Raw genomic sequence first — 11,708 nt, 5'->3', positions numbered from 1 at the left:
GTTGATAGGCAAGATGTGGAAGTGGTGTGAGCCATTAAGCTAACTTGTACTAATTACCCGTGAGGCTTAACCATACAACGCCAAACGCGTTTTATGTGATAGTGAAACAAGCGAAGAAGTTGATATAACTAAAGTAGATATTACTTAGAAAGACTTAAAAAATATTATCAGATATTTTCCAAATTCAAGAGGTGACTCTTAGCGCGTAGCGTTAAAGTTGAGGCACCTTGCGCAAAGAAAATGGTAGCACTAAGTGCTTGTCATTGATTATTTGCACCTAATTTGCTTGGTGACAATAGCGTTTTGGACCCACCTGATTCCATGCCGAACTCAGTAGTGAAACGAAACAGCGCCGATGATAGTGTAGCATTTGCTATGTGAAAGTAGGACATTACCAGGCTTCAAATTTTAGAAAGCCCGAATCTAACGATTCGGGCTTTTTTACGTCTGCAGAAAAGTAAATGCGCGCAATTAATACACACTCACATCAATACGCATCACGCAGGGCGAGCGCAGCGACTCCTGCTGCTAAAATTATAAAAACCTACGCTCTACGATGAGTGCACAGCATTTTCACTATGACTCTCCACCGCTGTGGGCACTACGACATCACCAGGTTTTAAATTGTAGAAAGCCCGAATCTAACGATTCGGGCTTTTTACGTCTGAAGAAAAGTGAAATGCGCGCAATAAATATACACTCACATCAACACCTAGCACGTAGGGCGGACGTAGCGACTACCGACGTTAAAATCACAGCAAAATCCCTTAATATCTCAGTCGGCCAATAAATTAGCATTTGTTACGTGACTCTCCACCGCTGTGGGTATCGTGACATTACGCAGGCTTCACATTTTAAAGAGCCTTGCTCTAACTATTCAGTAGCCTATTAGACGTTGTCATTAGGTATATAGCTTTATTTACAGACACTAGTAAGCAATTAATTGGGGGGCACTATTGTGCGCTAAGTTTACCTAAGTGACTTACCGCATTACATCTGTAACTAACTGTAGTTTTAGCGCGTGTAGAATAAATACACATACCTGATAATTATACTAATCGGCAATAATACCTAATCAATTTGGTGGATTGAACTTGACGTTAATTGCGTTAGAAATTTCTGATATACGATTCCATGGATACAGAAGGTTGAGCAACTTAGGAGTAATTGGCGAGAACAATGAAATAAAGAATTTTTGTCCTCAAATAGACCATTTAACTAGGGAGATTGGCGTAAAGTTTATTTTATTTTTATATTCTCTTGGTTCTAACTAACCACCTATATACGCCAATAAAAAACAATGCAGCAGATCCAAAGCCACTCAGCACCCAAATGACTTTTAAAATGTTACCGCCAATGCTGCCGTCATGTAGAGGGTGTATCCAGTTTTTTATTTTACTAGCCGTACTTTGCTTATCTATATTAGACATGCTCTCTAACTTCCCTGTAAGTGCATTAACCTCTATATAGCTATGTGGAAAGCGATACGGAGGATCGTTTACAGTTTGAAATCTTAATCTGTAAATAGCATTTAAGTTTGATGGTGTTTCAATCCAAGCTAAACGCGTATTCGGTAATGCTTTTTCAGCTATTAATACCGCTTGTGATAAAGGAATATTGGTTTGTTTGCTCGGTTGAATTTGCGTTTTTGGTGGGGAGTTTATATCGCTAACTAGAGCGGTTAATATAGGATCTGTTTGTTTTGGAATAGCGAGCATAACACCTGTAACAGTTAAAGCTAGTAGCGGTATGCAGAAGGTTAAACCAATTAGTTTATGCCAGTCGTATAGCAAACCTATTTTAGTGCTACGAGATTTAAATTTTAGTGCCTTTACCCACTGCCCAGGCCTTGGAAACCAAGCAAAGAATCCAGAGATAAGAAGAACTATTGAGGCTATGCCTATATAGCCAACAACGAGAGTGCCCGTTGCTCCTGTTAGTAATGAAAAATGTAAGTTGTACATCCAAGTTACTAAGTATTTTCCCCAATAGTTTTTACGTATTACTTTATCACTACTGCTAGATAGCCATACCATTAAAGGAGTAAAGCCTTGCTCTTTTGTTTCTATTGGATTGTAGTATCGCGCCGGAATTACTGAGTTTATACCTGTGTTTTCTAATCGCCATGGCCCTTGCTTTGAAGGGAAATTGGCTCTTAGCGTATTATATGCTTGCTCCCAATTAGGCGTTTTTATGTTTGTAGTAGCGTCATTTGCTGGATTTAGCAGTAAGTCTATTTGCGGATAGTAAACTAATACGGAGCCAGAAAGGCTAATAATAGTAAGTAAAACACCTACTGATAGGCCTAAGTATAAATGTAACCGCCTGAATGTTTTTCGCCATGAAAGCTTTAGTGTCATTAATTAAATAGCCGTAATGAGTAATACAGGTTTATTGGGCATTAAGGAATGATTAATTACGCGGTATATTATATGGTTTTTGATATGAGTTGTGCGGCATTTTGTCGCACTTATTAAATTAGGTATTTAGAAAGTAAAACGCCAGCCCTTGGCTGGCGTTAAAATACAAGCTTGAAGCTTATTTAAGCTTTAGGTCCTGCATTTTTTATATCGTCTGATACGTCATACTTAGCAAAGTTTTCAGTGAAGTCTGCGGCAAGTTTTGCTGCATATTCATTGTACTTAGCTTTATCTTCCCACGTATTAATAGGATTAAGTAAGTTAGTATCTACACCTGGAACTGCTACCGGTACATCTAGGTTTAAAACATCAATGTGCTGAGTTTCAACACCCGCTAATTTACCAGATACGATTGCATCAATTACTGCACGAGTAGTTGGGATATCAAAACGTTTACCTGTACCGTAAGGGCCGCCAGTCCAACCTGTATTCACAAGGTACACCTTAGCGCCAAACTCGCGTACACGCTTCATAAGAAGCTCAGCGTAAACACCAGCAGGGCGTGGGAAGAATGGTGCGCCAAAACATGTCGAAAATGTTGATTCAATATCGCTAGTTGAACCAATCTCAGTAGAACCAACTTTTGCTGTGTATCCACTTAAAAAGTGAAAAGCAGCAGCTTCTTCGCTAAGTATAGAAACCGGTGGTAATACACCGCTTACATCACAAGTTAAAAATACAACAGCCTTAGGTTCGCCTGCGCGGTTTTCTACTTTACGTTTTTCAACGTGTTCAAGTGGATATGCTGCACGGCTATTTTGAGTAAGGCTAGTATCGTTAAAATCTGGAACGCCTTTTTCATCTAACACTACATTTTCTAAAATAGTGCCAAAGCGAATAGCACTCCAAATTACAGGTTCATTCTTTTGTGACAGGTCGATACATTTAGCATAACAACCGCCTTCAATATTAAACACGCTTCCAGGTGCCCAGCCGTGCTCGTCATCACCAATTAGAAAGCGAGTAGGGTCTGCTGAAAGTGTTGTTTTACCCGTACCAGATAAACCGAAGAATAATGCTGTATCGCCTGCTTCACCAACATTAGCAGAACAGTGCATTGGTAATACACCTTTTGCTGGTAGTAGGAAGTTTTGTACAGAAAACATCGATTTTTTCATTTCACCGGCGTAACGCATACCTGCTAGTAATACTTTACGCTGTGCAAAGTTAATAATGACGGTGCCATCGCTATTTGTGCCATCACGTTCTGGCTCACATACAAACGAAGGAACGTTCATTACTTGCCATTGTGGTAAGTTTGAAGCGTTATAGTTCTGCGGTTCGATAAACATGTTTTTGGCAAAAATATGGTGCCACGCTGTTTCTGTAGTTACAACTACAGGTAGATAATGCTCAGGGTCTGCGCCAACTTCTAGGTGAGAGGTGAAGTGGTCATTACTTTGAACATGTGATTCTACGCGAGCCCATAATGCGTCAAATTTGTCTGCATCAAATGGACGATTAACGTTGCCCCATTGAATATCATTTTGAGTTGTCGCTTCTTGAACAATAAAACGATCTTTTGGTGAACGACCAGTTCGTTTTCCTGTAATTGCAACAAAAGCACCATTTGCGGCTAAAGTACCTTCGCCACGGCGGATCGCATGCTCGACAAGTTCAGCTGCGGTTAAATCGACAAAACGTGTAGCGCCTGTAGTCATGTTTATACCTAACTATGTGTGAGAGTTTGAACGGATAGCTCTGGGGTTATCAGTGCCCTTAAACTGAAATTATAGTAACAGAAGGTTTTAAGATATTCGAGCCCGTAAAGCCTCTAAAAACACATATATTTAAGAAAAAACATGAATAATTTCAATGATACCGGTGTCATGAAATTAGCAGAAAAGATGACACCGGTATCATCTTTTTATAATATAAAACCGCATATTTTGCGGCTTTAATTACTATATATAGATGAAGCTGAACATTTAGTTGAAAATGCTTTTTATATCTTGTTCGTTAAAAACATACTCTTTTAAACAGTAATGACAGTTAATATTAACAGACCCTTTCTCAGCTACGTCTTTGAGTAGTTCTTCTTGTCCAATATTAACAAGTGCAGTAATTGTTTTATCACGACTACAACCACATTTGAATTTAATCGCTTGAGGTTCAAATACGCGAGGATTATCTTCGTGATAAAGGCGTGTAAGGACAGTATTAGCATCAAGGTGTAATAGTTCTTCATCTTTAATGGTGTTACTTAATGCTTCTAGGTGTGCAAAGTCTTCAATTGATTTTTGTTTATCAACTGGGAGTACTTGTAAAAATAGACCACATGCTTTTGCGCTACCTTCTGTTGTGTCGGTTGCAAACCAAAGGCGTGTTTTTAATTGCTCTGACTGCTCAAAGTAACTTTCGATACATTCACTCAGAGTATCATGCTCTAGCGGAACTATACCTTGGTAACGTTCACCCTTACTTGGTGTAATAGTGATCACCATATAGCCTTGACCAATAAGCTCTTTTACAGTTGTGCCCGTAATTTCGCTTTGCAGGCGTGCAATACCACGCATGTTTTGTTTATCATCACCATTTATAACTGCATATTTAACTGGGCCATCACCTTGAAGCTGTACTGCAATTTCACCTTCAAACTTTAAAGTGGCGGTTAATAAACAGGTTGCAACAAGTAACTCACCTAGTAATGCTTTAACAGGGTCTGGGTAATTATGGTCGGCAATCATTTCATTATAAGCATTCTCGATTTGTACGAGTTCGCCACGAACATCTAGTTCGTTGAATAAATAACGGTGAAGTAAATCTTGTTGCATGAGCGGCTATACCTAACTTGATTTCATTTTTAAAAGTTCGCGTCTTTGCTTTTTATCCGGTTTTTTATCCGGATGAGGAGCAAAAAAGCTGTTATTTTTGCGTGCGATGCTGTTCTCTTCGCGTTTAGCAATACTTGCATCAGATTCTTGATACATGGTCTGTGCAATGGGGGCGCTTTGACGTTTTTCAAGCACTGAGAGTATAGTTATCAGCTTTTCATCTACGCCCTGAGCCAGTTTTACTTTTGCGCCAACGTCTACTATTTTACTCGCTTTTGTACGTTGCCCATTATAATGTACTTTGCCGCCTTGCACCATTTCGCGTGCAACTGCGCGAGTTTTATAAAATCGCGCAGCCCATAACCATTTATCTAATCGAACTTTTAACCCATCTACAGGGTCTGAGCTGGTATTAGCATTACTTTTTTTACCCATAAGGCATTCCCCCACGTTTTTATAGCTTAAAATTTATCATGAAATCATCGTAGGATGAAGGTATTACAACGGCAGTTTACTTTTTGTACTGTTATGTAAAGTTAATTTAATCTGTTTACAAAGTTTAATATTAGTGTGCTTGTTGAAAGAAAAATGAAAGGGTACTATGGGTACGCGCTAACGCAGTAAATTAAAATAAGAACACTATTTATGGAACAGCAAATCCAACAACTAAAACAATTTTTAACTCGTTTACCGCATGCTAAGTTAAGTGCATTAGTGACACTGTTAGTTGTTGTTTATCTTGCATTTTTATTATCAAAACTTGTTTGGCTTTTGTGGCCAAAACCACCAGTAACTCTACTTACCCCTACTCATTATGCTAACCAGTCATCTGGTGCGAGTAACAACTCAGCGCAGCATATTATTGAGCAATTTTTATTTGGTAAAAAAACTGTAACAAACAACAATAATACTGCAAAGCAATCGCAGGTAATAAATAATGCGCCAGAAACGCGCTTAAGTATCAATTTAACCGGTATCGTAGCGGTTAATAACGATGACAAAGCAGGTATCGCAATTATTGAATCACAAGGTAAGCAAGTTAGCTATCTTGTTGATGAAGTAGTATCGGGCACGCGTGCTGAAGTTGCACAAATATTGCCGGATCGTATTATTTTGAGTGTTAATGGACGCTTTGAAACATTAATGCTTGATGGACTCGATTTTAGTAAAAAAGTATCTATGCCAGTACTCGCTGCGCGTGATGATGCTGAAATGGGTCCGCAAAAATTAGAACCAAGTGATCTACAAATAGATGCCACTGCAGATCCAGACGTTAAAGAAGCAATTATAGAAACACGTGAAGAGTTACTCGAAGAGCCGGGCAAGCTATTTGACTATATACGTGTTTCACAAGCCATGAATGATGGTGAGCTAATTGGATATCGCTTAAGTCCAGGTAAAGAGCCTGAGCTGTTTAAGCAAATGGGTTTAAAAAATAACGATTTAGCCATTTCTATAAATGGCTATCAATTAACAGATTTAAAACAGGCTATGTCAGCTATTAATGAGCTGCGTAATAGTACAGATGCCAATATCACTATAGAACGTGATGGTGAACAAATTGATGTGCAATTTAGTCTGCAATAATTTAGCTTTGGAGTTTTAATACGATGGTTCAGGTGCTACACCTCAAAAAAATTAAAAAAGGGTTAGCTAAGTACGCAGCACTTTTTTTGGCGGCAAGTATTTCTTTGTCTGTTTCTGCTGTTGAATATGCTGCTAACTTTAAAGGAACTGATATCAACGAGTTCATTAATATTGTTGGTAAAAACCTTAATAAAACAGTCATTATTGACCCTAACGTGCGCGGAAAGGTAAATGTTCGCAGTTATGAGTTAATGGACGAAGCACTTTATTATCAGTTCTTCTTAAATGTATTGGAAGTTTATGGCTACTCAGCTGTTGAAATGGACAATGGCATAATTAAGGTCGAAAAAAGTTCAGACGCTAAAAAATCAAATGTGCCACTTATTGACGAAGGTAGTGAAGCTAGCGGCGACATGATGATTACGCGTGTTGTACGTGTTAAAAATGTAAGTGTGCAGGAGCTTGGTCCTCTAGTTCGTCAATTTAGCGATCAAAAAGATGGTGGCCACGTTGCTAACTTTAATGCGGCTAACGTAATGATGCTAACAGGTCATGCTGCATCGGTTAATCGCTTAGTTGAGATTATTCGCTCTGTTGATCAAGCGGGTGACAAACGTGTAGACATTGTTAAGCTTAAATATGCGACTGCTGATGATGTTGTCTCTGTAGTAGACAATATTTATAAAGACAGCGGTAAAGGCAGCGTACCTGAATTTTTAATTCCAAAAGTTGTGGCTGATGGCCGAACTAATAGCGTTATTGTAAGTGGTGAAGGCCAAGCACGTACACGTGCTATTGAGCTTATTAAGCGCTTAGATGGTGAGCTAGAAAGCCAAGGTAACACCAAGGTGTTTTACCTAAATTATGCTAAAGCTGAAGATTTAGTCAAAGTATTGCAAGGTGTTAGTAAGTCACTTGTTGATGATGCGCAAGGCGGTACTACTAAAACTCGTAGCAGAAGCAATAATGAAAGCAGTATAGAGTCTCACCCAGACTCAAACTCATTAATTATCACCGCACAGCCAGACACAATGCGATCATTAGAATCAGTAATTGAACGTCTTGATATCCGCCGTGCCCAAGTGCTAGTTGAAGCCATTATTATTGAAGTAATGGAAGGCGACGGGGTTAACTTAGGCCTGCAGTGGATTTCTGAGCAGGGCGGTATGCTGCAGTTTAACAACGGCACTACGGTTCCCGTGGGCTCGTTAGCTGTTGCTGCAGAGCAAGCACAAGATGTAACTGTTACTAAAAATATAATAGGAACTGAATCAGGTACGGTAACGCCGTATACGGAAACAACAGAAGGTGACTATGGTCCATTAGCCTCTTTACTTAGTGGTATTAATGGTTTAGCGCTGGGCGTTGTTAAAAATGATTGGGGTGCAATTATTCAGGCTGTTGCCACTGATACAAATTCAAATATATTGGCTACGCCTTCTATTACTACAATGGATAACGAAGAAGCCTCTATTTTAGTCGGTCAAGAAGTGCCTATTATCACAGGCTCACAAACAGGCAGTAATAATGCTAACCCATTTCAAACAGTTGAGCGTCAAGAAGTAGGTATTAAGCTGGTAGTTACGCCACAGATTAACGATGGCTCTGCAGTACAGCTTACTATTGAGCAAGAAGTATCGAGCGTAAGTGGTGCAACTGCGGTTGATATTTCAGTAAATAAGCGTTCAATTAAAACCACGGTAATGGCCGATGATGGTGGTATGGTTGTACTTGGTGGTTTAATTGACGAAGACGTACAAGAAAGTGTTTCTAAGGTGCCCTTATTAGGCGATATCCCTATTTTAGGCCACTTGTTTAGATCAACGAATACAACGCGCCGTAAGCGTAATCTTATTGTGTTTATTCGCCCAACCATTATTCGTGATGGTGTAAGCATGAATAAGTTAAGCTTTAATAAATATAACTTTATTCGTGGTGAGCAGTTTAAACAAAAAGAAGACGGTATTGAATTAATGCCAATGACTGATACGCCTATTTTACCTGAGTGGAATGACGAATTAGTACTTCCCCCTACGTATGAAGAGTCTCTACGTAAACAAAATGCACAAGAGCGTAAAGATGACTAATGCGATTCAAGAGATAAACCAAGATGTGGTTCATCCTAAAACGCATAATCAGGATGAGCTATTAACGAGTGATGTGTTAGTTGAGTTACCAGCAAAGCGTTTGCCGTTTTCCTATGCAAGACGTGCAGGTGTGTTACTTGGCAAAAACAAAGATCACCGAATAGTTTACTACCGTGGTGAGCTAGATGTGGAAGTACTATTAGAAGTACGCCGTATCGCAGGCCATGGTTTTACACTTGAGCAATTGGCTGATGATAAATTTGAGCTATTGCTTGAAGCGTCATACCAACGCGATAGCTCTGAAACACAACAAATGATGGAAGATATTGGCAACGAGGTTGATTTATTCTCACTTGCTGATGAACTTCCGCAAACTGAAGATTTACTGGCTGGTGACGATGATGCGCCAATAATCAAGCTTATTAACGCCATGCTAAGTGAAGCGATTAAAGAAGGGGCTTCTGATATTCATATCGAAACCTTCGAGCAAGAGCTTGTTATTCGCTTTAGGGTCGATGGCGTGCTTAAAGAAGTACTTAAGCCTAATCGTAAACTTGCATCGTTACTTGTGTCTCGTATTAAAGTAATGGCTAAGCTTGATATAGCCGAAAAACGTATTCCACAAGATGGTCGTATTAGTTTACGTATTGCTGGGCGTGCAGTTGATGTGCGTGTATCTACAATGCCATCGAGCTTTGGTGAGCGCGTAGTACTGCGTTTACTTGATAAAAACAACGCGCGCTTAAACCTTGAAGATTTAGGTATGACTGCAGATAATCGTGCATTGTTTTCAGATTTAATCAGTAAACCCCACGGCATTATTTTAGTAACAGGGCCAACGGGCTCTGGTAAAAGTACCACCCTATACGCTGGTATGAGCCAAATTAACTCACGCGATCGCAATATTCTTACCGTTGAAGATCCGATAGAGTACGAAATTCCAGGTATTGGGCAAACACAAGTTAATGCAAAAGTTGATATGACATTTGCACGTGGTTTACGTGCAATATTACGCCAAGATCCTGATGTGGTAATGGTGGGTGAAATACGCGACCTTGAAACTGCGCAAATTGGTGTTCAAGCGTCACTTACCGGCCACCTTGTTATGTCTACTCTGCATACTAATACCGCATCGGGTGCAATTACACGTATGGAAGATATGGGAGTTGAACCATTCTTACTTTCATCGTCGTTACTCGGTGTGTTGTCGCAACGGCTAGTACGTACATTGTGTAATACCTGCAAAGAAGGTCACACGGCTGATGAGCATGAATGCCAGCTGTTAGGGGTTCCTTTTGAAAGCCAACCGACAATCTATCGAGCAGTAGGGTGTGAGGAGTGTAACTTTAATGGCTATCGTGGTCGTACGGGTATTCACGAGTTACTTGTAGTTGATGAAACAATACGCGAAATGATTCACAACGGTAAAGGCGAGCAAAGCGTAGAAAAATACATTCGTAAGCGCAGCCCAAGTATTCGCCAAGATGGTTGTAGCCGTGTACTTGTAGGTAAAACAACACTTGAAGAAGTATTGCGTGTTACCCGTGAGGAAGGTTAACTATGGCGGCGTTTGAATACCGTGCCTTAGATGGCCGAGGTAAAGAAAAAAAAGGCATTTTAGAAGCCGATACAGCTAAACAAATTCGCCAAACTTTACGTGATCAAAAACTTACGCCGCTTGAAGTTGTCCCTGCGGCGCAAAGTGATAAACAAGTCAAAGGCGAAAAAGCCCCTTTACTCGGTGGCTTTTTTAAGCCGACAATTTCAACCTCAGACTTAGCATTAATTACAAGGCAATTAGCAACACTTATTCAATCGGCACTTCCTGTTGAAGGCGCTGTTATGGCGGTTGCTGAGCAATGCGAAAAGCCGCGTTTAAAGCGTATGCTTATGTCGGTACGCTCAAAAGTGGTTGAAGGTTACACACTTGCCGATGGTCTTAGTGAGTTTCCTCATGTTTTTGACGACTTATATCGTGCAATGGTAGCCGCAGGCGAAAAGTCGGGTCACCTTGACCAAGTACTTAATCGTTTAGCCGACTATACCGAGCAGCGCCAACATATGCGTAGCCAAATAACTCAGGCTATGGTTTACCCTATTATTTTAGTGGTATTTGCAATCGGTATTGTGTCGGTATTGCTTGGTACTGTAGTACCAAAAATATTAAAAACGTTTGAAAAAACGAAACAAGTACTTCCTTGGACAACCGAATGGGTTATGGCAGGCAGCCATTTTGTGCAAAATTATTGGTTTATTAGTTTAATAGCGATTACAGCTATAGCCATTGGTATTAAGCATGCACTTAAGCAGCCTAAAATACGTTTTTGGTGGGATGACCGAGTGCTACATATGCCAGGTATAGGTAAAGTGGCTCGTGGTATTAACACCGCACGTTTTGCGCGTACTTTAAGTATTTTATCGTCAAGCTCGGTACCATTGCTCGAGGGGATGCGTATCTCGGGTGGCGTATTAATCAACGAAAAAATTAAAAAAGCGGTTGCAGATGCATCCGATAGAGTGAGTGAGGGTGCAAGCTTAAGAGCTGCACTTCAGCAAACTAAGTTGTTTCCACCAATGATGCTGCATATGATAGCAAGTGGTGAAAAATCAGGTGAACTAGAGCAAATGTTAGAGCGTGCTGCAAATAACCAAGATCGCGAATTTGAGAGCATGGTTAATGTATCGCTTAAACTACTAGAGCCTGCGATGATCGCCTCAATGGCGGTTATTGTATTATTTATAGTAATGGCAATATTGCAGCCAATAATGGCGATGAATAAAGCTGTTGGACTTTAAGTTAGAATAAACTTTTAAATATATTAATGGTTTTACCTAAACCA

Annotated in this window: 8 protein-coding genes and 1 rRNA gene; 5 read left to right on the top strand and 4 right to left on the bottom strand. The window is 39.9% G+C overall.

Annotated features, from left to right (window positions below):
- The first annotated feature begins 285 nt into the window (after positions 1–285).
- Positions 286–400, top strand: a 5S ribosomal RNA gene (rrf, locus tag I6F43_RS19475).
- A gap of 850 nt (positions 401–1,250) precedes the next feature.
- Here rrf and I6F43_RS19470 read toward each other — a convergent pair.
- The 4 genes from I6F43_RS19470 to hslR form a co-directional block, all read right to left on the bottom strand.
- Positions 1,251–2,360 (bottom strand): PepSY-associated TM helix domain-containing protein, encoded by a 1,110-nt coding sequence (locus I6F43_RS19470; protein ID WP_197103655.1) that lies wholly within the window; start codon positions 2,358–2,360, stop codon positions 1,251–1,253.
- A 182-nt stretch (positions 2,361–2,542) separates the two neighbouring features.
- Positions 2,543–4,081 carry a phosphoenolpyruvate carboxykinase gene (locus tag I6F43_RS19465; RefSeq protein WP_197103653.1) on the bottom strand — a complete coding sequence of 513 codons (1,539 nt, stop codon included), beginning with the start codon at positions 4,079–4,081 and terminating at the stop codon, positions 2,543–2,545.
- Between the two features lie 267 nt (positions 4,082–4,348).
- Positions 4,349–5,194 carry an Hsp33 family molecular chaperone HslO gene (gene hslO, locus I6F43_RS19460; protein WP_007586592.1) on the bottom strand — a complete coding sequence of 282 codons (846 nt, stop codon included), beginning with the start codon at positions 5,192–5,194 and terminating at the stop codon, positions 4,349–4,351.
- Between the two features lie 12 nt (positions 5,195–5,206).
- Complete coding sequence (hslR, locus tag I6F43_RS19455) at positions 5,207–5,629, bottom strand: ribosome-associated heat shock protein Hsp15 (RefSeq protein WP_165736396.1); 423 nt, start codon at positions 5,627–5,629, stop codon at positions 5,207–5,209.
- A 210-nt stretch (positions 5,630–5,839) separates the two neighbouring features.
- On the opposite strand from hslR, the gene gspC reads away from it, so the two are divergent.
- Genes gspC through gspF form a run of 4 tightly spaced genes read left to right on the top strand, consistent with a single transcriptional unit; the run spans position 5,840 to position 11,664 of the window.
- On the top strand, positions 5,840–6,781 hold the full coding sequence (gspC, locus tag I6F43_RS19450; protein WP_024591433.1) for a type II secretion system protein GspC: 942 nt from the start codon (positions 5,840–5,842) through the stop codon (positions 6,779–6,781).
- Positions 6,782–6,804: 23 nt separating this feature from the next.
- Complete coding sequence (gene gspD / locus I6F43_RS19445; RefSeq protein WP_197103652.1) at positions 6,805–8,868, top strand: type II secretion system secretin GspD; 2,064 nt, start codon at positions 6,805–6,807, stop codon at positions 8,866–8,868.
- On the top strand, positions 8,861–10,426 hold the full coding sequence (gspE, locus tag I6F43_RS19440; protein WP_010555415.1) for a type II secretion system ATPase GspE: 1,566 nt from the start codon (positions 8,861–8,863) through the stop codon (positions 10,424–10,426). The genes gspD and gspE overlap by 8 nt, the downstream gene beginning before the upstream one ends.
- A gap of 2 nt (positions 10,427–10,428) precedes the next feature.
- Positions 10,429–11,664, top strand: coding sequence for a type II secretion system inner membrane protein GspF (gene gspF / locus I6F43_RS19435; protein ID WP_002962033.1), 1,236 nt, complete (start codon positions 10,429–10,431; stop codon positions 11,662–11,664).
- Positions 11,665–11,708 lie beyond the last annotated feature (44 nt).

The sequence above is a fragment of the Pseudoalteromonas sp. NZS71_1 genome (assembly GCF_015864305.1).
Lineage (GTDB): Bacteria > Pseudomonadota > Gammaproteobacteria > Enterobacterales > Alteromonadaceae > Pseudoalteromonas > Pseudoalteromonas arctica.
This window is presented reverse-complemented; position numbering and strand designations above follow the sequence as displayed.